The sequence below is a fragment of the Spirochaeta isovalerica genome (assembly GCF_014207565.1).
GTDB lineage: Bacteria > Spirochaetota > Spirochaetia > DSM-2461 > DSM-2461 > Spirochaeta_F > Spirochaeta_F isovalerica.
Map to the genome: position 1 here is coordinate 592988 of NZ_JACHGJ010000002.1, position 25214 is coordinate 618201.

25 protein-coding genes and 1 pseudogene are annotated in these 25214 nt (G+C 44.6%); 18 read left to right on the forward strand and 8 right to left on the reverse strand.

Translation table 11 applies throughout. The features are described from left to right. Positions 1-7: 7 nt before the first annotated feature. The 3 genes and pseudogenes from HNR50_RS07575 to HNR50_RS07585 form a co-directional block, all read right to left on the reverse strand. Positions 8-679, reverse strand: coding sequence for a hypothetical protein (locus HNR50_RS07575; protein ID WP_184745481.1), 672 nt, complete (start codon positions 677-679; stop codon positions 8-10). 91 nt (positions 680-770) lie between these two features. After that, on the reverse strand, positions 771-1346 hold the full coding sequence (locus HNR50_RS07580; RefSeq protein ID WP_184745483.1) for a Crp/Fnr family transcriptional regulator: 576 nt from the start codon (positions 1344-1346) through the stop codon (positions 771-773). A gap of 91 nt (positions 1347-1437) precedes the next feature. Next, positions 1438-1722, reverse strand: a pseudogene (locus HNR50_RS07585) (integrase core domain-containing protein); the annotation flags it as partial. 171 nt (positions 1723-1893) lie between these two features. Here HNR50_RS07585 and vapC point away from each other — a divergent pair. After that, positions 1894-2508 (forward strand): type II toxin-antitoxin system tRNA(fMet)-specific endonuclease VapC, encoded by a 615-nt coding sequence (gene vapC, locus HNR50_RS22585; protein ID WP_184745485.1) that lies wholly within the window; start codon positions 1894-1896, stop codon positions 2506-2508. Here the strand turns inward: vapC and HNR50_RS07595 are convergent. The 4 genes from HNR50_RS07595 to HNR50_RS07610 are packed head-to-tail and all read right to left on the reverse strand — an operon-like array spanning position 2404 to position 7022. Then, the gene (locus HNR50_RS07595; protein ID WP_184745488.1) at positions 2404-3546 is read right to left on the reverse strand and encodes an aldose 1-epimerase family protein; all 1143 of its coding nucleotides are present in this window, start codon (positions 3544-3546) and stop codon (positions 2404-2406) included. The two genes, vapC and HNR50_RS07595, sit on opposite strands and share 105 nt — an antisense overlap. Before the next feature lie 9 nt (positions 3547-3555). Next, positions 3556-4641, reverse strand: a complete 1086-nt coding sequence (locus tag HNR50_RS07600; protein ID WP_184745490.1) for a PfkB family carbohydrate kinase — start codon at positions 4639-4641, stop codon at positions 3556-3558. 23 nt (positions 4642-4664) lie between these two features. Then, positions 4665-5768, reverse strand: a complete 1104-nt coding sequence (locus HNR50_RS07605) for a class II aldolase/adducin family protein (RefSeq protein ID WP_184745492.1) — start codon at positions 5766-5768, stop codon at positions 4665-4667. Further along, complete coding sequence (locus tag HNR50_RS07610; RefSeq protein ID WP_184745494.1) at positions 5769-7022, reverse strand: L-rhamnose isomerase; 1254 nt, start codon at positions 7020-7022, stop codon at positions 5769-5771. 108 nt (positions 7023-7130) lie between these two features. Between HNR50_RS07610 and HNR50_RS07615 the strand changes: the two genes are divergently transcribed. The 16 genes from HNR50_RS07615 to HNR50_RS07690 all read left to right on the forward strand — a co-directional run bounded on the left by HNR50_RS07615 (position 7131) and on the right by HNR50_RS07690 (position 23795). Continuing rightward, entirely contained in the window at positions 7131-7997 is an 867-nt protein-coding gene (locus HNR50_RS07615; protein ID WP_184745496.1) for a helix-turn-helix domain-containing protein, read from the forward strand. Positions 7998-8481: 484 nt separating this feature from the next. Further along, the gene (locus HNR50_RS07620; RefSeq protein ID WP_184745498.1) at positions 8482-9228 is read left to right on the forward strand and encodes an IclR family transcriptional regulator; all 747 of its coding nucleotides are present in this window, start codon (positions 8482-8484) and stop codon (positions 9226-9228) included. A 74-nt stretch (positions 9229-9302) separates the two neighbouring features. After that, complete coding sequence (locus tag HNR50_RS07625; protein WP_184745500.1) at positions 9303-11300, forward strand: DUF4962 domain-containing protein; 1998 nt, start codon at positions 9303-9305, stop codon at positions 11298-11300. Then, positions 11293-12279: an ABC transporter permease gene (locus tag HNR50_RS07630; protein WP_184745502.1), complete on the forward strand. Its 987-nt coding sequence runs from the start codon at positions 11293-11295 to the stop codon at positions 12277-12279. The genes HNR50_RS07625 and HNR50_RS07630 overlap by 8 nt, the downstream gene beginning before the upstream one ends. A gap of 14 nt (positions 12280-12293) precedes the next feature. Then, positions 12294-13157 (forward strand): carbohydrate ABC transporter permease, encoded by an 864-nt coding sequence (locus HNR50_RS07635; protein WP_184745504.1) that lies wholly within the window; start codon positions 12294-12296, stop codon positions 13155-13157. 54 nt (positions 13158-13211) lie between these two features. Further along, a complete protein-coding gene (locus tag HNR50_RS07640; RefSeq protein WP_184745506.1) occupies positions 13212-15194 on the forward strand; it encodes a type 2 periplasmic-binding domain-containing protein in 1983 nt (660 codons plus the stop codon). A 75-nt stretch (positions 15195-15269) separates the two neighbouring features. Next, positions 15270-15785: a hypothetical protein gene (locus HNR50_RS07645; RefSeq protein ID WP_184745508.1), complete on the forward strand. Its 516-nt coding sequence runs from the start codon at positions 15270-15272 to the stop codon at positions 15783-15785. Beyond that, entirely contained in the window at positions 15772-16164 is a 393-nt protein-coding gene (locus tag HNR50_RS07650; protein ID WP_184745510.1) for a hypothetical protein, read from the forward strand. The genes HNR50_RS07645 and HNR50_RS07650 overlap by 14 nt, the downstream gene beginning before the upstream one ends. Positions 16165-16173: 9 nt before the next feature. After that, on the forward strand, positions 16174-17253 hold the full coding sequence (locus HNR50_RS07655; RefSeq protein ID WP_184745512.1) for a sn-glycerol-3-phosphate ABC transporter ATP-binding protein UgpC: 1080 nt from the start codon (positions 16174-16176) through the stop codon (positions 17251-17253). 9 nt (positions 17254-17262) lie between these two features. Continuing rightward, a complete protein-coding gene (locus HNR50_RS07660) occupies positions 17263-17661 on the forward strand; it encodes a hypothetical protein (RefSeq protein WP_184745514.1) in 399 nt (132 codons plus the stop codon). After that, entirely contained in the window at positions 17654-18121 is a 468-nt protein-coding gene (locus HNR50_RS07665) for a hypothetical protein (RefSeq protein WP_184745516.1), read from the forward strand. Before HNR50_RS07660 ends, HNR50_RS07665 begins: the two co-directional genes overlap by 8 nt. Further along, positions 18118-20013, forward strand: coding sequence for a heparinase II/III domain-containing protein (locus tag HNR50_RS07670; RefSeq protein ID WP_184745518.1), 1896 nt, complete (start codon positions 18118-18120; stop codon positions 20011-20013). The genes HNR50_RS07665 and HNR50_RS07670 overlap by 4 nt, the downstream gene beginning before the upstream one ends. A gap of 10 nt (positions 20014-20023) precedes the next feature. Then, on the forward strand, positions 20024-20359 hold the full coding sequence (locus HNR50_RS07675; RefSeq protein ID WP_184745520.1) for a cupin domain-containing protein: 336 nt from the start codon (positions 20024-20026) through the stop codon (positions 20357-20359). 22 nt (positions 20360-20381) lie between these two features. Continuing rightward, positions 20382-21131, forward strand: coding sequence for an SDR family NAD(P)-dependent oxidoreductase (locus tag HNR50_RS07680; RefSeq protein WP_184745522.1), 750 nt, complete (start codon positions 20382-20384; stop codon positions 21129-21131). Positions 21132-21203: 72 nt separating this feature from the next. Next, entirely contained in the window at positions 21204-22580 is a 1377-nt protein-coding gene (locus HNR50_RS07685) for an MATE family efflux transporter (RefSeq protein WP_184745524.1), read from the forward strand. Positions 22581-22607: 27 nt separating this feature from the next. Further along, positions 22608-23795, forward strand: coding sequence for an iron-containing alcohol dehydrogenase (locus tag HNR50_RS07690; RefSeq protein ID WP_184745526.1), 1188 nt, complete (start codon positions 22608-22610; stop codon positions 23793-23795). Between the two features lie 171 nt (positions 23796-23966). Here the strand turns inward: HNR50_RS07690 and HNR50_RS07695 are convergent, their stop codons facing one another. After that, complete coding sequence (locus HNR50_RS07695; protein WP_184745528.1) at positions 23967-24161, reverse strand: hypothetical protein; 195 nt, start codon at positions 24159-24161, stop codon at positions 23967-23969. A gap of 10 nt (positions 24162-24171) precedes the next feature. On the opposite strand from HNR50_RS07695, the gene HNR50_RS07700 reads away from it, so the two are divergent. Continuing rightward, positions 24172-25011 carry a head GIN domain-containing protein gene (locus tag HNR50_RS07700; protein ID WP_184745530.1) on the forward strand — a complete coding sequence of 280 codons (840 nt, stop codon included), beginning with the start codon at positions 24172-24174 and terminating at the stop codon, positions 25009-25011. Positions 25012-25214 lie beyond the last annotated feature (203 nt).

Sequence of the window (25214 nt, forward strand, 5' to 3'; positions counted from 1 at the left end):
TTAAAAACTATTTATCACTCTTCTTCAAAGAGGAAAATCCCGTCAGAACAAACCAGACCAGCTGCATCAGACCGAATATTACCGCCAGATCTACTAATCCCGGAATAAGCGAAATCACCCCTATCAATCCGATAATAATCCCGAATATTCCCAATCCTCTGGATAAATGCGGATCTTTCACCATAGCCATTCCGAATCCCAGGGTCATAAGTCCTCCGAGAATTTCTCCGTTCCCGTTTCCGATGCTCAGTGACACCGTGTCGAACATCCGCCAGAGAAAAACAGCCTGATCGGGATCGACCTGGAACAATTTGATGATAGGCTCTATGGCTCCATTGGCAATCATGCCGCTGGCCGTCAGCGATCCCGCCCAGATATACCCGACGACTGATGAGAAGCCGACCAGTACAGATTTGTCGTCACTCAGCTTTGATCTCAGGTAGAGGATAAACAAAACAAGAATAGGGCCGAATAAAACGTACATCAGCAGATTGGTTGAAAACACCATGGTTTTCATATCCACAAGAATTCTGACCTTGTCCATGTCTTCTGTAATAGAGGGATATTTGAGAACGGCGATGAATATGATAATTCCTGTGATATATGCCAATGCCATATAAAGGCTTGAACCAATGCCGATTAAGCCCGCTGTTCCTTTCTTGTTTTTAAGATGATCCATATCTTCTCCTTTTGTTATGCAAATATAAGGTTGACTACAAAGTAAAGGAGTTAATGCAAATGATCCATTGACTTAAGTTAAGAAAGGTTCTTCAGCCCTTTCGGGAAATTCTTTTTCGTATGCGGCTCAGCGATTCCGGTTTGATTCCCAGATAACTGGCTATCTGGTACTGAGGGGCTCTTTGAATCAAGTCGGGATTGTTTTCCACCAGATTGAGATACCGCTCTTCCGGGGAAGACATTTTGAAGGTTCGATAGCTGTCCTGATAGCCCGACATCATTTTCTCACCCATAATGCGGGCCATTTTTTCTAGCTGGGGATATTTACCGAGCATTTCACCTTCCAGTTGGGGTGAGCCAACAAAAGCTATCGTATCTTCCAGGCATTCCAGATACAGATCGGAAGGAGTTTCCTGGCCGTAACAGGATGGCGAGGCAACCTGCTCCTCGAGATAAAAATCGGTAGTGATTTCATCTCCTTCTCTCAGGTTGTAACATCTGATAAGACCTTTCAGAATGAAGTAACACTCATTGCAGATTTCTCCCGCTTTCAGAAGAACTTTGCCTTTGGGGTATTTTCTGACCGGTAAATTCTCTGATAAATCATCAATCAGGTCATCAGTCAGTTCTATATATTTCGAGAGGTATTTTTTGATTTCTTTTTCCATTACATATTCTCCGGTAGCTCAATAATATCCCCTGAATCATATCTTTGTAAAAGTTCTTTTCTGAACCACTCCGAGAATCCCGGAGACAGTTTTATTTGAGTCCGGCTCTCATAGCCAGACTTTCTTCCTGTTCATAATACATCATTTCAAATTCTTTGGGAGATAAATATCCCAGAGGTTCCATGATCCTGCGATTAATAAACCAGTCCACCCAGTCGAGTGTTGCCAATTCCACCTGCTCAATGGACCGCCAGGGGCCATCTTTATGAATAACTTCTGCCTTGTAAAGACCATTTATCGTTTCAGCCATGGTATTGTCATAGGAATCGCCTTTTCTCCCAACTGATGGATCAATCCCGGCTTCAATAAGCCGTTCAGGTCGATACGTAGGTGAAGTCGGCGACCCACAGCTCGTTTGGTCTGGAAGCCGTAAAATCCCGGTTCTCAAGATCATCAGGACGGTTTTCTTACCGATGAAGTGGGAGTCACCTATGATTTCATATCAGAACATGCTTCTCAGCATCAGGCGGAAAGGGAATCATTTTAAATGCTGAAATGCATTCTTGATACAAATCTTGTTATATACGTGATTAAACGGCGTCCTATGGAATTGCTAGATGTTTTTAATAAACATGTGGACCAAATGTGTATCAGCACTATTACACTGGCTGAACTCATGCATGGTGTTGAAAAAAGCTCAAAGCCTGAACAAAATCTTAGAAATGTTGAAGACTTTGTTACACATCTCGATGTACTGCATTATGATGATGAAGCGGCGATGCATTATGGTGATATAAGAGCCGATCTGGAAAAAAAAGGAACTGTGATTGGTGTTAATGATCTCCATATTGCCGGACATGCTCGGAGCAAAGGTCTAATCCTGGTATCTAACAATACGAGAGAATTTGAACGGGTGGAAGGGCTGAGATTGATTGAACTATTTCTGAAAAGTGACACCAGAATTGATGCCTTTATTCGATTAGCTCTATTCATCGCAGATGGCATTCGGTTTAGAAGAAACAGGAGCTGTTGCGGGTTTTCAACAGCTCCGCGATGTCTAGTTTCCCGAGAAGAGCGCAAGGGGCTGCCGATGCACTTTCCCTTCGACCTGTTCCTGAAGCCTGTTTATCTCATTTTCGGCATCTTCGACGGCCTCTTTTGATTCCAAAACTTCTATAGATAAGGCTGTCCGGCGCGATTCGCCTCCTGCCAGAGACAGGAGTCGACCCTGTTCTCTTTCAACCGGTCTGCAGTTGGGGTAATTGGTTCCCGGTTCCAGCCCCGTCACATAACCATCAGCCTTTCCCGCTGTATTTTTCCAGAGAGTAAAACAGGGAAAGTCACTTAAGGAATAACGGAGAACAGATGCCCTATCGCCCGAAGCGTTTTTCAGCATGACCATTGTCCCCCCGCTTCCGGATTTTTCGACAAGCTGATAAAAATAGACCTGTTCCGCATATCCTGTTTCCGGATCTTCATACACATTAAATGAATCGATGCCCTCAGCGGCCCGGAGATCTCTGGGCGCAACATGTTTAAAGGGAGCCAATGCCTTCGAACCTTTTTCCAGAAGAGATTCCCCATAGTTTATATGATAGAGAAGTTCGTGCTCTGCAGGGGCGGCTCCGATATTTGTCACGGTGTCTGAAATCGTCAGTTTTCCCGATCCCGGTTCCGTCCGTATTTCCGTGTTCAGTCTCAGGGCCGGCCCCAGCATCATGGTCTCGTCGATTTCTCCTCTGAGGATGATCGCTTCATCGCTTATCTCAAGAGAAACGGAGTGGGCGGGAATATTGGCAATTTTCCCGTGGAGAGTCAGAGCCGTTCCGTCCCTATCGGTTCCGGGCGCTCCCATATTGTTGAGTCCGCACCGGACAATCCATTCGTTAAAGCCTTTCAGCCAGCCGATTCCGCCCCGATCCTGGTAGTTGATGAAAGAGGGGTGTACCGGAGTTTTTACCGGTGAATTCCAGCCTAGAGAGACATCTCCGCACTCTCCTTTCCAGATCCCCATGCCCCGGGTCGGGAGGACTGCGAAGGAGAGTCTGCCATTATTTATTTCCACAACATCGACCCCCTCCTGCAGGCCGCCGCGGAGCGTATAGGATTTGACTGACCAGTCCCCTTGCTTCAGATCAATTTTCTTCAAGCCTTCGGTAGAGTCCGGTGACAGAAGTGTCAATTTATGTAATGTCTTCATTTTTGATCCTTATTTGTCAGTCGCTTTTTCGATCTGAGCGATAAGCTGTTCTTTTGTCGGTCCGGTGGCATGGGTGACAAAGAAAGCCGTTGCCCCATTGGCGATTACCAGACGTTCTTTCAGGGACAAATCTCCCAGAGAGGCACTGACATAGCCTCCGTTGAAGCTGTCTCCCGCTCCGGCTGTTCTGACAACTTCGGTCTGGCGGTCCTGAATAGCGTAGGCTTCGCCCTCTGTGGCGCTCGATCCCACGGCAAATTCCGGTGTATGGACGATCAGCTCATCGAAGCCCACTTTCTCCCGGGCAATAGCCAGAGCAGGAGCAATGGCTGCCGGGGTATTTTCCGGCTCTTCCACACCGACTCTTCTGAAAAGCTCAAAGACCTCATGTTCGTTGAGGCTGAAAGTCATGGGAATTCTGTCATTATAGGAAGCAATCAGCCTCAGGGATCGGGAAAAGGCTTCGCCGGATTTCTTTTTGATATCGGCGAAATCGAAAAACATGCGCCGCGGCGCTTCCACTGTTTCATACTGATCCATAAAGCCCTGGAATATTCCGTCAAAATCCGCGGTCAGCGACCAGTAGCCGAGGCCTAAAACATCCACGCCGGTGAACATCTCTTTCAGTTTTTCCTTTCCGAAATGTTTCTCCACATCGGCCCATGTCAGACTGGAAACAGCCTGCAGATCGCTCATCAGTACTTTTCCATCTCCGAATTCAAAAACGAGAGTCAGGGCAGGATCGCCGACCGACTGGAGATTGCAGTACTCTTTAAACTCCGCAAAAGCCGGATCGATCTCATTCTTTCCAAAAAGACCGGGGAGGGTTACATTCAGTCCCAGAATACCGGCGATTCTTCCCGTATTTATGCCGAAACCCCCTTCGCATCGTCTCTTGGCCACTATTTCGAGCCCTACGCCTCCATCGGCCCTGGCCACAAGCAGTTCCCCGAAATCTTTTAGTTTCCCCATTGCCGAGTACCGGGTCAGATTCTGCCTTTCTTCGACAATCTCATATGTCTCGTCGACGAAACCATCGCATCCGAAGAGCATGTTTCCGCTGACATTGTTAATGTAATCTCTGTATCTTTTCATATTTCCACTCATTTTCTGCTCCTTCAGCTCTTTGAAGCGCGGTACTTTTCCACTTCCCAGTTCCGTATAAAATCGATTTTGTCCTGAGGCATGAAACTGTATCCTCCGAAACTCTGCGTATAGACCGCTATCTTCACGTTGTCTTCAAAAAGGAGCGCCGATTTGGCGGCTTTGTTTTCGCTGGTATTGATCGCGAAGGCCCCGATGTTTTTAACAACCGCGAGACGGGGCGTCTCTTCATGTGATTCCCTATAGCTTTTCAAGTCCTCGCCGAGAGACTCCAGGCTTCGGGAATAAACCGGTTTGAAGCCGTAGTAGACGATGTGGTCCGGGGTGAACGATAGAGAGAGAGGCGTAAAGGCTTCAGCCGATCGGGAGTAAGTCATTATATCCTTGTTTCGGAACCCCAGTACCGCCATATCCTTTCCTAAAACGTCCCGGATAATCCGCACCGCTTTTTCTTCCTCCGATGGGTCGACTCCCTGTCTCTCCCGATCGGGCTGAATGGTTACCTTGTCATTTATGACTTTGAACATATGGGCGTAAATGGAGTCGATCTCATTAATCGTATTAGCCGAAACGAAAACACCATGATTCTGGAGAAAAATCATTACGGGAAATTCTCCGCCCGATTTCAGGTGCTCATCAATTCTGTCTTTTACAACTTTGGCCAGAATGTATCCCGGGTTGGTAATGGAAACCCACAGGGCTCTGTTTCCAAATAACTCCCGGACCAGTTCCGCAGCTTTATTGCTGCATGTTATGCCATTTATCAAAGCCGGATGGGTATGGACGACATAAGTATAGGGAAGCATCCCGTGGAGAAGCGTTTCGACGCTGGGCCTTTTTTCATTCTCCTCGGGAAATCTCGATGCCATTAAGTCCGCAAGTACCTCTTCCTCTCTGGTTTCGGTATCTCCGGAATAGGTCTTCGACCAGATTTTATCGAGTTTTTTCAAATCAACTTTGACAAAACCGTCAGAATCTATAGTCGCCAGTTCTGTTCCCGACCCCTTCACATACATAAATTCATCAGTTTTCCAGGAAGTGTTTCCTCCTCCGGCCAGAACATAATCGGCATCGGACCCATAGCGGTTTGAAACTTCAATAAGTTTATCCATGCTCATCTATTTTCTCTCCGCCAGTTCTGCTTTTTCATAGCTGAGAACATCAGACAGCATTTCTCTGTCGGTAAGCGTTCCCATTTCCCGGCAGTATTCATCCCAGATAATTCCGAAGGGCTTGCTTTTCATCTCTTCCAGCAGAGCCAGTCGTCCGAAATTATTGCCCTCTTCTTCATAGGCTTTTAATTGCGAATAGGGCTCGAGGAGAGCGAAAAGAATTCCTTTGAGAGAAGCCCTGGCACCGACAGCCCAGGCTCCGATTCTGTTCAGAGTTCCATCGAAAAAGTCGAGACCGATATAGGTGCTGTTGATTTTTCCGGATCTGACGAGCTCCTGCATCAATGCGTAGATGTCATCGTTGAGGGTGACTACATGGTCGGAATCCCATCGGACAGGCCTTGAGACATGGAGGAGGATTTCATCGAGATACTGATAAACCGCTGAAATCTTGTCAGCGATCGATTCGGTGGGATGGAAATGCCCCATATCGAGGCAGAGAAGTTTCTCCCGGCTCAGAGCGTAACCCATATAGAACTCATGAGATCCCACGACATAGGATTCGCTTCCGATTCCAAAGAGCTTGCACTCCACGGCATCGCGGATATGTCTGCCGTCAAGTTTCTGATCGTATATTGTGTCAAGCGAGTTTTTCAAAATGGTTCTGTGCCCCATTCTATCCACCACCTGATCTTTGGCTCCATCGGGTATCCAGAGGTTGTGGACTGAGGGCGACCCTTGCTCTTTACCGAAAAAAGCGGTGATTTCACGGGATCTTTTAGCATGTTCTATCCAGAACTCCCGGATTTTTTCATCTTTGCTGCTGAGTGTGAAACCGCTGTCCGCCATGGGGTGGGAAAAGAATGTGCCGTTAAAGTCCAGCTTTATGCCCTGTTCTCCAGCCCAGTCCGACCATGTTTTGAAATGTTCGGGACCGATTTCGTTCCTGTCGACTTTTTTCCCCTTAAAGTCCCCGTATATGGCATGGAGGTTCAGTCTGTGCTTACCGGGAAGCAGGCTGTACATCTTCTCCAGATCTTTTTTCAGCTCATCGGGGTTGCCGGCTTTACCGGGGTAGTTTCCCGTCACCTGGATTCCTCCGCCGGACAACTGCGAATCGGGCGTCTCGAACCCCCCTACGTCATCGCCCTGCCAGCAGTGCACCGACAGGGATATCTTTCTGAGCTTTTCCAGAGCGTCTTTTACGTCTACTCCGACTTCCGCGTATTGTTCTTTGGCATATTCATATATATTTCCCATAAAATCTCCTTCGAATCGGGTGTGTCATAGTGATTCTTTAACAATAGATTAGGATTCTTTCCCGGATCTCACCTTGATTATACAGTCAAAAAATAGCACAATGCTGTCATGTATGAACGCCATCATCTAATGGGTAAGGACTTCTTCCGCAGTGATGATATCCCCGTAAAAATTCTGAAAAGGAATCCTCAGCCGGACTATCCCGTTCACTCACATGATTTCTCGGAACTCGTCCTGATTCTCGACGGGAAGGGGACACACTTCACTCAGAAACATAGTTTTCAGGTGAGCCGCGGCGATCTTTTCGTTATAAACGGAGATCTGGCCCATGGATATAAAGATCTGGAGAATCTGGTTCTTATCAATATCCTTTTCGACCTGGAAAAGCTTAAACTCCCCGACTGGGACATAAGCCGATCTCCGGGATTTCATACGCTCTTTACAATCGAGCCTCTTTTACGGGAAACATCGAAATTTTCCAGCCGTTTAAAACTCAATAGGGATCAGATCCGCTATGTTACCGGTTTACTCGATGAGATGGAAAGGGAGGAATGTCATAAGAGGGAGGGCTATAAGTACTTAACCGCCTCTCTGTTTATGCAATTGATTGCCTATTTATCCCGCGCATACGCAGGAAATGCCGGATCCGATCATTCCAGCCTTTATCAGCTGGGAGAGACTATCAGCTTTATTGAGCAGAATCTGGACAGAAACATCACTATCCGGGAATTGCTTGAGGTATCACATATGTCGGCGAGCACTCTTAACCGGGCTTTTCAGAAAATCACCGGGACATCGCCGCTCGATTATCATCTGAAGAAAAAAATGGACAGGGCCTGTTCTCTTCTGCTGAAGAGAGACAGCTCTATTACCATGATCGCATATGACCTGGGGTTCAGCGACAGCAACTATTTTTCAAGGCAGTTCAGGAAGATCATCGGTGTGACGCCCCGGGAATTCCGCAAGAGATCATGAATTGATTTTACTGATTTCGCCTTTGTCTTTTCCAATTCATCATATGATAAGTGTTTCAATTATTCTGAGCAGATATGGGTGTTTTACATTCTATTCCCCGAAGTACAATTCTATGGTCCGATTTTGAGATTGGCGCTAATTTATTGTCACTTCGAGTATTGCCTTCTTTGTAATCCTATTAATTATCTCAGATCGTCCAGATTTCGATTTTTTTTGTCTAAATAGGTTTAAATAATTCATAAATAGGTAAAAGCTTCGCATATACGTATTCATGATCATCTTTCTAACCTTCGCAATTTTGCAGAAAGGGAGTAAAAAGGACTAATAGTGCCTTTTTAAGGGGATTTCAAGGCAAATAAATCAAAATAGACAATTTATTCTTGACGAACAATCAGAACCAGTGTAAAACAGTAAAACGAAAGCGTTATGTATATGCGTAATCGTTACGGAATAATGAAGTAGAAGTAAAATTGCTGGAGAGGATATGAAAAAGAGCCGAGCTGCCACCAGGACAATTAAGATTCTTGAAGTCATTGCCAATGAATCCAAAGGGCTGACTCTGTCCGAAATAGCGGCTAAACTTGATATCCCCATAACCAGCGCCAGCGATATTGTCAGATCACTACTCGATGAAGGGATGGTCGAAGTTATTGATGAGCGCAGTAAAGTCTATGGAATCGGGGTGACTGCCTATTATATCGGAAATGCCTTTATTGCCAACACTTCGATTGTCGACAAGGCAAAAGCGGCTATTGAAGAGCTCAGTAATAAAACCAACAAAACGGTCTTTCTCGGGAAAGAGGTTCAGGGGAAAATTACTTACATCTATAAACATGAACCAAAAGAAACTCTTGTGGCTACTTGCGATATCGGCAGCCGCACCAATCTGCATTGCACTTCTTTGGGGAAATCCTTTCTCGCCTATAATGAGCAGATGTTTGAATCTCTGAGGGGGAAGGAACTGATTCGAAAGACTGCGCACACTATTACGGATTTCGACAAGCTAGAAGCCGAAGTCAAAAAAGTGCGAATTCAGGGGTATGCCATTGATGATAGAGAGCAAAATGATCATCTGTTGTGTATTGGAGCTCCCATTTTTGACAGCAATCGCAATGTCGTCGCAGCCATCAGTATCAGCGGTTTGTATTCTGTCGAAACGGACGTGGAAGAGCAGGCTCGTCTTGTAAAGGAAGCCGCTTTGACTATTTCCCGCCGCATAGGCTATAGCTGATTTTTCGGCTTTTTTTTATATAAAATACCGTAACTGTTACGTATATGCGTAACTCTGAAATAAGAGGATGAGAATTGAGAGATTTGATTTTTATGGATTGTGAACCCGATGTTCTCAAAGAAGACATTAGAGCCGGAAAGAAGGCTGTCTTTGAACGTCTTGTGAAACAATGTGAAACATATTTTTCTGTAGAACTGCCGAAAAGTCATCCCCCCTCCAGCACGACTTTTATGGGAATTGCCATGGCCAATCTGGCTCTGGCCTATATCCTGACGGACGAAAAGAGATATCTGTATGAGGCTCGAAGGTGGATCATGACTGCGGTTAATTATCCACATTGGGGCAATGCTCATCTGGTCGATGTGGATCTTTCCGCGGCCTGGATCCTCTTCGGAATGGGAATATCCTATGACTGGTTGAAAGAGAGCTTCACTCAAGATGAGAGGAAAGCGGTTAAGGAGAAGATCCTGCTTCAGGGCGGCCGCATGTTCGCTTTCAAGGTTGAAACGGAAGGCTCCGGCTGGTCGACAAATTACTGGCAGAACCATAACTGGATTAATATGACGGGTCTCAGCGCTGCAGCCTATGCTCTTGTTAAAGAAGGAGAGGATGTCCAGCAATGGATCGACAGTGCCAGAGCTAACTTCGACTTCGTTTTTTCAGTAATGCCTGAAGATGGCAGTGACTACGAAGGCGTGGTCTACTGGCGGTACGGAGCCATGTGGCTTTATGTTTACGCTCATCTTCTGAAAGAGCGGGAGGGGATTGATTATTTCGAAACCTCAGGTTTCTTAAGAAATTCCTTTGAATACAGACTATATCAGGCCGCCCCTAATCTTGAAGAACAGATCGGTTTCGGTGATGCACATGATAGAAGAAGCGGGCACAGCACAGCCATTTATTACAAAACGGCGGCAGAATATAAAAACGGATATGCCCAGAAACTTGGAAATCTCGTCCGCGATGAATTCCTGGAAAGAGAAGCTGAATTGTCAAAAGTTAAGCCGGGCATTCTTCCCGAGTGTTTTTTCGAAGTTCTTTTTTATGATCCGATGGTGGAAGAGAAAGAATTTGATGATTTGCCCCTGGAAAAATTTTTTGATGATCTGGGCCTTTATGTCAAAAGAACTTCCTGGGAAAGAGATGCAGCGCATTTTTCTTTTAAATGCTCCAATCCCGGTGGGAGAAAACAGTGGAGCTGGCTTTGGAAGCTTAAAGAAGAGAAAAACTACAACTGTTTCGGACTATCTCATCAACATCCAGATAATAATTCCTTTCTTTTTAATTATGGAGGCCATTTTTTTGCCATCGATGATGGATATAACAGAACAGTCAAAGCTTCGGATCACAACGTAATCCTCGTCGATGGAGTCGGATACGAAGGCGAAGGGCAGAACAATATCTGGAAGAATTACACTCCCGAAATGAAAGGCGAGATCATATCTTGCGAATTGAATGATGACTATTCCTATCTGGCGGGTGAGACGGCGGCTGTATATAAGAAAGAATTGAAAATGAATAAATGCCGACGACATTTATTTTCGAAAAGCGGCAGTTCAATATTTTTCATGATAGACGAGTTAGTCAGTGAACTTCCTCATACCTATACATGGCAGATGTACAGCGATGTGTACCCCGATGTGTATGGCGATTGTTACAGGTACAGTATCGGGAATGCTGAGATGGATCTCTTTGTCGTATCGGAGAGAGAGGTCGTTATGGACCTGAATGAGAATACCGTCCGAGCGGTTATGACAACCCAGGAACCGGATAAGTTCACAGAAAATCATATGAAGGGAATACGGATTTCCAATAAAGAATTGGTAGAAAAGCAATCCTTCATCTCTGCTCTTGTTCCCCGGAGCGCTGAAGCAGATCATCAGGAAATTGAAAAAGTGCAATGCGATGGAGCTTACGGACTATCTACGGGACATGATGAAAGAGTTGATTACTTACTGTATTCTCCCTCGGGCTATCTAGTGTTTATGGATACTCCTGTTAAAGCCAAATTAGCTCATATTGAAGTGGAAAATAATAAGATTAGTAAAATTCTGGAGTTGGTTAATGACTGATTTAGTAAAGAAAAACGGTTTGAACAAAGAAAAACTGACACAATATAAATTATATAATGGGTTAAAGGTCGTTGGAAAAGATTGGAGGCTTTATCTCCTTTTGCTGCCGGTCCTTATCTGGTATCTCCTCTGGATGTATAAACCGATGGCGGGATTGTTGATCTCATTTAAGAATTATCAGCCCAACCTCGGTGTCTGGGGAAGCGACTGGGTTGGTTTTACTAACTTTAAGAATTTAATCAACGGTCCTTACTCGACTCAGTTCTGGCGGGCTTTCCGCTCAACATTTCTTGTCAGTTTATACGGGTTGATTTTCGGATTTCCCATACCGATATTTCTGGCTCTATTCTTTAGTGAAATCGGGAACAAGTTCTACCGGAATCTTACTCAGACGTTTACCTATCTCCCTCACTTCCTTTCGGAAGTCACGATAACAGGACTCGTATTAACTCTGCTGTATCATGGAGAAGTTAACACCGGGGTAATCGCCAATCTTCTCTTTCAGCTCAACATCGTTCCCGAAGGAACAAAGCTGTTTCAAGACGCAGCTTACTTCAGGCCCTTGTATATCATTACAGGAATCTGGAAAGAAGCCGGATACAGTTCCATCGTCTATTTCGCTTCCATTATGGGAATATCTCCCGTCTTATACGAAGCTGTCAAAGTTTCAGGGGGTAACAAGCTTCAGGAAATTAGGTATGTCACCTTTCCGGGAATGGCGCCGACGCTGACGATTATGATCATTCTCCGAATTGGACAAATGCTCTCTATCGGTTATGAGAGGATCATTCTTCTCTATAACGAGAATACATACGACACAGCTGATGTGCTCTCCAGTTTTGTTTTTCGAATCGGTTTGGAACAGGGAAACTCGGCCCTCGGTGCTTCTGCCGGCATGTTCAACGCGTTAATCGGTTTTGCACTTGTCATGGGCGCTAACTTCATTAGCCGCCAGATTTCTGAAACTTCACTCTGGTAGGAGAAAGGATTTAAATGGAACGTTTAAGTAAAAGTGAAATAATATTCAAAACTCTGGCACATATCCTCATTTCAGTATTTGCCGTACTGGCACTCTATCCGGTGATTTATGCCGTATCCGCTTCTATCAGCGGGAAAATTGCCTATGAGACAAATAAGGTTATTCTCTTTCCCGTCGATATGAATTTCCAGGTTTACAAACTTATCTTCGACGATAAAGGTTTCTGGATTTCCTATATCAACACTTTGTTTTATACGGTATTCGGTACCGCATGGAGTATGTTCATTTCCGTTACCGGTGCTTATGTTCTGACGAAGAAAAGGCTTTTATTCAGAAAACAGCTTAACCTCTTTGTCGTATTTACAATGTGGTTCAATGCGGGGATTATCCCGATGTATCTCAACTATGTAAACATGAATGTTAATAACCGCTGGGGCATTATCGTAGCCTTCGGTGTGCAGGCTTTCAATATCATCCTGATGAGAAATTACTTCAGCGCCATACCTGAGTCAATTGAAGAAGCCGCACTGGTTGACGGAGTGAACGAATTTCAGCTTCTCTGGAGAATCTTCATTCCCATGTCTAAAGCATCCATGGCTACTGTAACTCTTTTTTATGCCACGAGCCGTTGGAATGGATACTTTTGGGCAAGGATATTGCTGACAGACCCGATGGAGCTTCCGCTTCAGGTTTATATGAGGATCCTCGTGGAGAATTATCAGGCCATGATCGACGATATGGGAGACTTGCTTCCTTATGCGGCGGATTCCTATGTGTATGCCATTCTGGTCTGTTCCATCGTCCCGGTTCTTATTATTTATCCCTATATACAAAAGTACTTCGCCAAGGGTGTGAATATGGGCGGAGTCAAAGGCTAATCTGGTTAATGCATAGCTCATACTATGTTTTTAAATAAATTGGAGGAGATTTAAATGAAAAAAATTGCTTTACTGCTTTCTATTGCAGTAGTTCTGGTTCTCAGCGGTTGTTCGAAAGCTTCCGATTCAGCTGTATCTGAATCTGAGTCAAAGACAATGGAAAAAGTTGATCTGGCCAATCTGGTGAAAGCGGACACGCTTAACATCAACTTTGCTATGGGTAATAACTCCAGGACAATGACCTATCAGAAAGCCAATCCGCTGACCCTTCCTGACGGAACCGTTGTCAGCCAGGGCGATCTGAAACCGACTTGGCAGTACATTGAAAAAGAACTCGGTTTAAAAATTGCCGATAACGCGGTTCAGGACCAGAAAGCTTCGGAAATGATTGATATCGCAGCGGCTACATCTTTTTCAAGCGATACAATTTACGGTGGAAACTCCATTGCGGAATCACTGATGAAATACGGGGCTCAAGGTTACCTGATCAACCTTAAAGACTATCTTGATTACATGCCCCATGTTAAGGAATATCTGGAAAGCCAACCCAATATTGCCAAAGCCATCACAGCTTTCGACGGCGGAATCTATCACCTTCCCTATGCAGCGGAACTGGGCAACTATGCAAGAGCCTTTGTCGGCCGTCCCGCATGGGTCACAGCTCTGCTCGATTCCACAGAGGCTCTTGAAGCTGAAACCCACACTTTGAAAGTCGCATACGAAGGGTATTGGGACAGGTTTGAGAACAATGTCATCGATTTGCAAAACAAAGCTTCTAAAAATGGTATGCTCGACCAATCTACGGCTTTGAATGTTCTTAAGGACTACATTGCAGAGGCGCACCCCGATTTGGACAAACCTTCTGATCTCTATGTCGGAGAAACAGCTGTTTACGACATTGACGAGCTTATAGCTCTCTGGCGCGTTATAGAGTTGTCTCCCAGAACTCTTTCCAAAGTGTCCACCGGAAAAGTAGTCGCTGACGCGGAAATTTCTCCTTATTTCGTCAGACATTCCAAATACAGAGAAGACCTGCTCAGAATGATGAACTATTTCGATGGACAGAGAGTCCACGGTTCCGATTCTTATGCGGCAAGACAGATTCTGGAAGGCGACAAAGTCGTACATTCATACGCTCAGGATTCTTTCCTTGAAAACCTGAACTATATTCAGCAGTGGTATCAGGAAGGTCTTATTCATAGTGAATTCGCCGATCTTTCCATCAAAGATAATTTCAGAACAAGCATGTTCTTTTCTGATGACGTTGAAGGGCAGAGACAGTTCGGTTTCATGACATATGACTGGTTTGCATCTACAACAGCCGGAAGCGATAAAATGTATGCTTTTCTCCCTCCTGTAACGACTGTGACCGGAGCGGGAATCAATGATTTCATACATTATGTAGGTAATGCGAGAGCAATCAAACCCGATGGATGGGCCATTTCCGCCAAAGCTGATGAACCTCAGAGAAACGCCGCGCTGGCTCTTTTCGATTACATGTATTCCGAAGATGGTAATAATGTCCAGAATTATTCAATTCCCGAAGCGAGAGTTGAAGGTGCTGTATTCAAAGGTCCCGATGGAACAGAATATCCCAAGTTCAGCCAGTGGTTGATTGATACGGCCGATGAGTTCAAAAACGGGGACATTTCCGGATTCCTGAGAGATTTCATGGGATCCCACCTGGCTCTCGGTTATCAGAAAGAGATCGGTTTTGAGCTTCAGTACACTTCCGCCACTGGATTTGCCGGCTGGGATCTCTACACAAAGAAAAATGTTCTGATAGATGATTACGAAGCAGAAAATCCCTATTTCAGAATGATGCCTCCGGTTATCTCTCTGAATGAGCAGGATGTGGCTAAACTTGGTACTACGGCGATCGGTGAAGATCAGGTTGACAAGATATTCATCTTCATTACAGGCAACGGAACTGTCATCAAGACGACTGATGAAATTGCCGCTGAGTTTAAAGACGCTGGACTGGATACTTATGAAAGTGTATACACAGCTGCTTACAAACGCATGACGAGTAACTAATCCATATTAACAATTGAGATAATATCAGCCCGGGGCGACCCGGGCCGGTATTGGGATTTCAATCCGGGTATAAAAATGAACAAATTCAGTTTAAAGATTCAAATCGTTTTCACTTACCTAACCATATTGGCAGCTGTTTTTAATTGTCTTCTTGGACTGGGATTCATGACGGATTTCTACACTCTGTTCATGAATGGAAATGATGAAATGTATAATTTTTTTAAAGAACTGCAAACCGTAAACACAGCTCTTTTTTCTTTCGGTTTGACTTTTTTAGTTATGTCTCTCTTTTTGCTTACATTCGATATAAACAAGAAAACAGCTGGTATCTTTGGCGTATCCTATACGCTGATAGCTGCCATTATAAATATTATCAGAGGAGCGTCGGTTTTATCATCGAATCTCGCTTTCAGAACTCGTTATGAGAAATTGGATTATTCGGCCATCGAGGGCTATGCTCCTTCGACTGCTCCATTTGAAATGATTTCGGCATTATTGATCATTTCCATGATGATAATTGTACTTCTCTTCAGTTTGACTCTGATTAACTATCTGCTGGACAGGAAGGAGGGGCTCAATGAAAAATCCTGAAAGAATGCTCTACCAGAATAACAATAAGGGATATTTGATGATTATTGCATTCATCGCCCTGAATACTGTTTATACAGTCTTCGTTCTCAATGCTATGGACAAAGACAGGGGTATCGGCATTTTCGTCATGCTTACAATAGCATTGCTTCTTCTGGGATTTTTGACAGCTATAAAAGTTCGGATATACTCCCTTCCCTGGAGTATCTTTGCTCTGGCAATGGGTTTTTTTCAGTTCTCACGTCTGTTTTTTACAACAGTGAATCTTGAAGAGACACATGCTTTTCTTTTGAATCTGATATTGATTCTCTCTTCTGTAATCTGTGTTGCCGGAGGCCTGTTGTCAGTGATTTATACCGCGAAGAGAAACAGGTTGAAATAGGAGGATCGAGTGGCAAACCTCAGTATCAAAAATGTTAAGAAAGTCTATTCCGGAGGAGTGGAAGCTTTGAGGGATTTCAATATGGAGATCGAACACGGGGAGTTTATCGTATTCGTAGGTCCTTCGGGCTGCGGAAAATCGACCATGCTCCGGATGATAGCTGGTCTCGAAACCATAACCGACGGTGAGCTGATTATGGAAGGGCGGAAAATCAACAATGTTGCCCCGGCAGATAGAAACATCGCTATGGTTTTTCAGAACTATGCTCTTTTCGGGACACAAACCGTATATGAAAACATAGGTTTCCCCCTGACTGTTCGACACGTCAATGGAGACGATATCCATCAGAAGGTAATGGAAGCAGCGGAAATTGTCGAGATCATTCCCGAACTGAACAGAAAGCCCAAACAGCTTTCGGGAGGGCAGAGGCAGAGAGTCGCCATTGGACGGTCTCTAGTCAGAAGCCCTGAGATCTTTCTTATGGACGAACCACTTTCCAATCTCGACGCCAAGCTGCGGAATCAGACAAGGAAAGAGCTGGCCAAGCTTCACAGAAAGCTGGGAGCCACTTTTATATATGTGACCCACGATCAGGTGGAGGCTATGACCATTGCCGATAGGATAGTTGTGCTTAACAGAGGACAAATTCAGCAGATCGGTACGCCCCATGAGATCTATATGAATCCTGTCAATATGTTTGTCGCCGGCTTTATCGGAAGTCCAGCAATGAATTTCCTCAGGGGCAGGATTGAGAACATACATTTTGTCAGCCCTGAATTGACAATTACTATTGCCGAGGAAAATCGAAAGTATCTCAGTGAATTTGATGGGAAAGAGGTCATTCTGGGGTTTCGGCCCGAGCATTTCTCTCTTTACGGAGGAACTGGTGAATCCTTTAAAGTCAGCATGGATATTGTCGAGTGTCTGGGAAGCGAATATGTAGCCTATTTTAACCTTTCCGGAACAGAACTGCGTGCCCGTTTTGCAACAGAGAACCACGATATTCATGTAGGCGATGAACTGGAGCTTTTCCTGAATACGGATAAGTGCAGTTTTTTCGAAACGGAATCTGAACTGAGGATTATATAAGGGAATGTTATGAAAGATATATTGTATAATGGATCGCGATTTCTCATTTATATCGCAGCTCTATCCCACCTGGCTCTGTCTCAGATCCATATAGGTATTATTACTAAAGTTTTTAATCCCAATTCGGGTTTTTTCCTATTCTCTTTTACCATTCTAGGAGTCGTTACGGCTTTCAGTTCCTCTTCTGTGAAAAAAGGGTCCCGAATTGAGCTTTTCCTACTGGCTTGCGTTGCTACGGAAGCCATGGGTTTTTATTTTTTACGAATACTGATTAAGGATATACAGGAAGCCAATCTTTTAACCTTCCATGACGCCAGCTTATCCATCGGTTTGTTAGTCGCGACAATGGCAGCTTTTATTATCGGAGCTATTTTGCTGCTTGCAACTGGAATCGCAAAAGATGAATAAGAAAAGGAAAGAGCAAATCGCAGTATTTCTTATCCGTTGGTGGAGTATAGGAGCCATTTACTTCCTGATCGGTTGGGGAACGCCGCTCGGGCGGTATAACAGTCTGATCGACCTGATTTTTTTTCTGGGAATCGCCATAGGGCTGGCCAGCACATTCTTTATTAATCCGACGCTTCATATGCTATATGGTATCGGATGGCACAGGCCTTACGGGAGCTCAACATTCGCACAGCGGTTCGTCTGCCGTGCAAAGGATATCACTCTGGGATTTATATCGGCCATTTTCATCATGGCTATTTACCAGGGAATCAACAGTGCGGCCGTGGCTTTCTTCGGGTATCCCTCCGATGAGGTGTTCCTCCCGGGGGAACCGATTCTTTTCGGTTTGTTTTACGCGCTGATAATGCAGTTGATTCTGCTGATCATCTCGCTGTTTAAAAAGAAGGATGCCGGCAATTGAAATATTCTGATATTGAGAAATTGAAAGTTCTTGTCAACTCACAGGACAGACTTGGAAATTTTGTCTTACGGGCGAGAGAGGAAGTCGATGATTTTTTCCATAATTTCGATGATTCCCCTGACCGGACTTCCCGCTGGGCTCATCACTATTTCTGCGAAGAAGAGGGAGCCAGGCTCCTGTTCGATCCTAAGACTCCGCACAGACACGAATGCAGCGTTTGCGGAAAAGTTTATGAGAATCATGAACTGTTTGACGGGTGCTGGCTGACTATGTACAGGAATCTCGCCGTGGTAAATGCCTGGAAATCCGCTTTGATTTTCAAACTGACTGGTGAGGAGAGATTTCTGGCGAATCTGGTGAAGTTTGCAAGTTATTATAGTGAAAATTATCTGAATTTCATTCTTCACAACAAGGAGGGGTTGGAATTTGATAATCTTGAAGACGCGGCATGGGGAGTTTCCAGAATCATGCCCCAGTCTCTCAATGAAGCGATCTTTATCATACGTCTTGTCAATGCTTTTCAGCTTGTAAAAGAGGATCTCCCCGATGGTTTTATAGATAGAATGGAGAGGGATTTCTTCAGTCAGGCTTTTATAATGTTAAAGCCCCAGGTCCATCAGATTCATAACATTCCCACATGGCTCAATAGCGCGATTGGTGTTATGGGGCTTTTTCTCGGAAACCGGGAGATGATCGATTATGCATTTAACGGACCCAACAATCAAATCCGGCAGTTAACAGAAGGTGTTACAGATGATTACTTCTGGTACGAAGGCTCTATCCATTATAATTTTTTCCTTCTGGAAGGTGTGGCCAATCTGCTTCTGTTCTGCGAATTGTACGGATATGATTTTCCCTTAGGTAAAGAAACAGTAGAGAAGATGCTGGATGCAGCTTACATTTATGCCTTCGACAATCATCTTCTACCCAATCCCAATGATGGCTGGCCCGATATCAATCTGAAAACATATTCATATGTTTACGCAATCGGCACGAAAATCTTCGGTGAAGATAGCCGTATCGGGCATTTGATGGCCTCAATCGTAAATAAAGTAGGGGATAGAGGATCTCTCCCTCTGTCTAAACCCTATTACTTTGAAAATGACATTTCTCTGGAAGAGCTCCTCTTTGTTCCTGAGCTCAGGTATAAAATGACGACCCCTGTTATTAGCGGCTCTGTTAATTTCAAGTCATCATATTGCGGGCTCATTAAAAGCTATGGATCGAATGTCTTTATAAAGTACGGGCACAACGGTCCGAGCCATGCCCATCCGGACAAAATGAATATCGAAGTGCTCCTCAAGGGTGAAATGCTCAGTCGGGATTTATCCAATTCCGGCTATGGCAATCCTCTCTGTAATGAGTGGCATAAAATGAGTCCCTCTCATAACACAGTTGTCGTCAATGGAGAAAGCCATAAAGGATTTAAAGGGGGGGAGTGCCTCATTGAAGAAGAGCTTCATATGAAAGTCCGGTCAACCGGAGTCTATGAAGATGTAAATTTTGAACGGGACATACAGTTAAACGATTCCGGGTTCAAAGATCGGTTTGCGGTTGAAGCAGCCAATTCTTCGATCTTCGATTATTTCTTCCACATCGAAGGGGAGTTGCTGGAAGAGCCTCTTCTTGAAAAGGGTGACATTATATTTGACGAGAATGGATATCAACATATTCGTGACATAAAAAAAGTGTCCGAATCTGCAAGAGATCAGTTAAGACTGAAGTGGAAAATCGGATCTATCTCAGTGGATTGTCTTGTCAATACTGAGCAAACTGAAATATTTCTGGCTAAAAGTCCTGATAATTCCGCGTCAGGTTACAGGAACACGCTGATTCTCCGTAAGCGCGGGAATGAGGCTTCCTTTGAAGTCAATTGGATTGTAATAAAATAAGGAGTCATTAATGGAATTGAAAAACTTTTTTCCTGGAGAAGAGATAGAATTAGAGGATCTCGGGAACGGTATGAAAAGAAAAGTTACGGCTTTTCACGATAATCTTATGTGCGTGGAAGTTCATTTTGAGAAAGGGGCAATCGGCGCATTGCACTCCCATCCACATGAGCAGATCACATACATTCTCTCCGGTGAATTCGAGTTCAATATCGGCGGAACTAAAAAAGTACTGAAAGCAGGCGATTCGACATTCAAACAGCCTCATATTGAGCATGGTGCCCTTTGTTTGAAAGAGGGGGTCTTGCTGGACATTTTTACACCGTGCCGGAAAGATTTTTTAAACTAGATAGAATTATTGGAGGATAGAAATGAGTAAAATAGCAATGATTACCGGAGGAACCGGTGGAATCGGGATGGAAACAGCGAAAGCTCTGGGCAAGCAGGGATATGAAATAATTTTAAACGGTATAGATTCCGCCCAGGGGGAGAAAGCCCTTCAAACACTAGCCGATATGGGAATAAAAGCAGAACTTTTTCTCTACGATGTAACCAAAGAAGAAGAAGTTCTGGCCGGATGGGAAAAGATCGGCGCCAAATATGAAAAAATCGACGTACTGGTTAATAATGCCGGTGGTTTGGGAGGCAGAAGCCGTTTCGAAGAGATGACAACGGAATTCTACCGATTCGTTATGGCTCTGAATCTGGATAGCGCTTTCTTCAATTCCAGAGCAGCTATTCCCTTTCTCAAAAAATCGGAAAACGCTTCCATTATCAACTTTACATCCATTGCTGGATGGAATTCCGGAGGTCCGGGAGCCGGAGTCTACGGAACATCAAAAGCCGCTGTCACTACGCTGACCAGAGCTCTGGCAAAAGACCTGGCCGAATACGGCATCAGAGTCAACGCCGTATCTCCCGGTACAATCGATACAGCTTTCCATGATGCGATTAGAAAGTCCAAACCCGAGGTTTTTGAATCGTGGAAAAACAATATTCTTCTTAAAAGACTGGGACAACCCCAGGAAGTCGCATCTGTAATCGAGTTTCTCGTAAGTGAAAAAGCTTCTTTCATCACCGGTGAAATCGTTCAGATCAATGGTGGTCAGGATTTCCTTTAAGAACACCTCTTCATGTATTCTTCCGGGCGCCCCGGGTTGGGCGCCCGGTCTTTTTTAAGTATGGTAGCATAATTGAAAAAAAAATTAGAAAAGAATCTTCTGGGAGATCCGGTCAGGCCTCTGATTTTCAGATTGGCTGTCCCGGTCATGCTCTCGGGATTATTGAGAACATCCTACAGCTTTGTCGATATGATATTCGCTTCAAGAATCGGTGGACTCCAGGTCGCATCTGTCGCTTTTGTCGCGCCTCTGTTCATTATGATTCAGGCTCTCGGCGTGGGACTGTCCACTGGCGGAGTCAGTGTAATAGCGAAAACCCTTGGTGAGGAAAAGCCGGAAAAAGCATCGCGATACGCTTCCCAGCTTCGGTATATCATCCTGTTTTTCGCTCTGGCTTTAATGCTGATAGGTATATTTCTATCCGATGCCATTCTCAGGCTGCTGGGTATCTCCGGAGATATGCTCCAACAATCTACCATTTACACTAAAATCCGGTTTTTCAGTATTCCCATGACTCTTATTTTTCAGCTCTATATGGCTTTCTACAAGTCCCAGGGAAAAATGGCTATGACTATGTATCTGGCTTTTTTCGGAGTTGTGGCTAACGCAGGATTGAACGCTCTTTTTATTCTTGTTCTGGATGGTGGTATAGGAGGTTTAGCTTATGCCACTTTGGTAACTATGCTTCTCCAGGTTGTTCTGATTCTTGTTTTCTACCACAGTAAGATCCATGATTTCGATCTTTTCTGGGTATATAAACGAAAGATTCTGGATCCGATTATACTGAAAGATCTTTTCAAAGTAGGCATGCCTCTGGCTTTTTCCCAAGCCAGCTCGCAGTTCGGCTTTCTCCTGATTAATTCTTTTATTGCTCCCTATGGTTATCAAGTCGTTGCAGCTTTTGCCATAGGCAATCAGGTAAATTCTCTTTTTTTCGCCCCTACTACGGGCGTGGGGCAGGCCCTCATTCCTTTGATCGCCCAGAACTGGGGGAAAAAGGCTATGGACAGAATCAGAACCGCTATCAGTACGGGACTGGTTTTTGCGATAGTATTCGGATTTATCGGGGCTGTATGCATTCAATTTATTATAGAACCTGTCGGGACATATCTGGCAAAAGGTGATCCTGACATAATAAAACATGTTCTCAATTATATCAGGCTGATGGGTTGGACGCTTATCGCCTGGAGTATTTTCCAATCGCTTAGTGGAATCTTCAATGGGTTTCAAAAAACAAATATAACAATGAGTATTACGATAATGAGGCTTTGGGCTTTAAGAATTCCCGGTCTTCTGGCATTGCGTTACGTTTTCACTTCAATCGGGGAGTACGGAGTCTGGTACACCATGTTCTTTTCAAATGTGATAACGGCATTGCTGGCTCTCGTGCTCTATTTTGTCTATATTCCACAACTCCTGTTCAAGGAGCGGAATACAATAAACGAATGAAAAAAAAAAAGTAAAAGAGGTATAGATATGACACCATTTCAGTGGAATTTTCCCACAAAACTAACCTACGGCGAAGGCCGGATCAGCGAAGCAGGTGCAATAGCGAAAGAGTATGGTAAAAAGGCGATGATTGCCACCTATGCAAGAGGCGGCTTCCTCGACCCCATAATCGATAAAGTGGAGTCGTCTCTGAAAGCTGCCGGTATAGATTTTGTCACCTTTACGGGCATCGAACCGAATCCCCGTTCCCAGACTATCGATAAAGCGATCGAACAATTCAAGGCTGAGGGCTGCGACATGGTCATTGCTCTGGGCGGTGGATCGGTTATTGATGGATCCAAGTATATAGCGGCGACAAGTTTTTCCGGCGGTGGATGTTGGGATTATGTTGTTCTGGGAGACCGGAAACCGAGAGAGTACACCGGGGCTTACCCGATTATCTCCATACCCACAGTATCGGCTTCCGGTTCTGAGTGTAACGCCGGAGGTGTTCTGACTAACAGCGAGACTAAGGAGAAGAGTTTTTCCCGATCGGAATATCGCTTTCCCAAAGTGGCCATTGTCGATCCCGATCTTCTCACATCGCTCCCGATGGGCGTGACTAAAGACAGCTGTGTTGATATCTTTTCGCATCTTATAGAACACTATCTTTCAAGCCATGCCGAGTCGGAGTTTGCCGATAGGATTACCGAAGCCATGATTCTGACGTTGAAGGACAATTTTGATTTGATCATCAATAATCTTGAAGACAAGGAAGTTCGCGGTCAGCTGGCTCTCTGTTCTATCTTCGGATGGTCCGGCATTCAGGCTCTCGGGCGAACGGGCTGCATTCCCATGCACTCTGTGGAGATGCCTTTGAGCGCCATTTACGATCTGCCCCACGGGAGGGGAATGACTATTGTGATTCCCCCTTATCTGGAATTGATGGCCGATACGCTGCCTCACCGTTGGGCCAAACTTGCCAGACGTTGTTTCGGTGTGACGGAGTCTGATGATCTGAAAGCAGCTAAAATGCTTTCGGGCAAAGTTGTCGAGTGGCTGAAATCCACCGATTCCTATCTGACGCTTTCAGATGTGAATATTCCTTCTGATCAAATTGAGAAGATGGCTGACGATGTGGTGAGGATGTTCAAGGGACCGGAGCCCGATACGACACCGGGACCGAGACCTGTGACGAAAGCGGAGATTGTGAAGATTTTCGAAATGTGTAAATAGCGTATGAAGTAGCCGGCAGATCGAAGGGATTTTGCCGGTTTTTTTAAATCCCGTAATGTAGCTTTTTTATCCGAAGGCTCTTTATACAGTTCTTCTAAAATATATGTGATGTAGGCCCGTAGTAACAATTAATTATGCGAAAATATATATTGTGCAGAAATGCTCAATAATTCACTTAATTGGTTTCTGATATCTCAGCAAATCGTTAACCAGCCAGACCCCTTTACCATTGTGCTCAACTATTCTGGGAAGGGCGTATCCTCTCCATCCATCCCACCATGACTGTGTATGATAGTAATAAGTAAAAAAGGTGACAACTTCTCCCTGCCCATCGGTTATAATACAGAACTTAAGGTAACGAATCACAGGAGAGAATATGAAGATTGTAATAAAGGGTCTTGTAATAATTGCATTCTTAGCTGCGGGAATGTCGTTATTTTCTTCAGGACAATATGATATGGATCCCAATGAGAGAATATTTGATGTTGGCGATTTCCATTCCATAAGCAACAGCATTCCCGCGGATCTTGTAATTCGCCTTAATGAAAGCCGCCGCGTTGAAGCCAGAGGGGATAAAGGTCAGCTCGATCAGCTGAAGGTATATGTAAGAAATGGTGAATTGATTATTCGCCGCAAAATCAGATTTTTTTCTCTTAAACGGCTCAGGGGAGTTCAGTTTACAATTTCCATGCCTGGAAGCGAAATACGCTCGCTCAATCTATCATCATCGGGAAATGCGGAAGTCTTGGGAGACTTGAAAGCTCTGAAAACACAGTTGAGAACCTCTTCCAGCGGTTCCATCAAAGCGCAGGGAGATGTGGAATATCTGCAGATTACCAGTTCATCATCGGGAGACATTAGTTATAGCGGAGTAAACAGGGAGATGAATATCTGGCTCAGTGCATCTGGAGAAGCCGATGTGGATGTCAGAGCCATGAAGGTCGAAGCATCAATCAGCAGCTCGGGGAATATATACATTACCGGAGAAGCTGTCGAAACGGAACTCCGCCTTTCCTCGGGAGGAGAATTCATTGGACCCGGCTTTATTACGGAGAATGCCGATATCACGATTTCCAGTTCGGCCAATGCGGAACTGACTATCCTTAAGAAACTCGAAGCTTCCCTCTCATCTGGAGGAAATCTTTATTATAGAGGGAATCCCGTGATGGAAAGTATCCGCACATCGAGCAGTGGGGAAATAATAAAAAAGGATTAACGGAAAGCCCGGACCGGGCGGTTTTGTACATCCGGGTTTTACAATAATCAGCGTTGTTCGAGCTGCCCTTTCCATGGGGAGACGCCACCGGAAATGATAACATTACCAAATGGCTTTGACTGATAATAAAGTATGCTCAACTTCCTGATTCTTCTCCTTTTCAGGTTAAATGCAACAGATCCTGAAGATCTTTAATATATTAG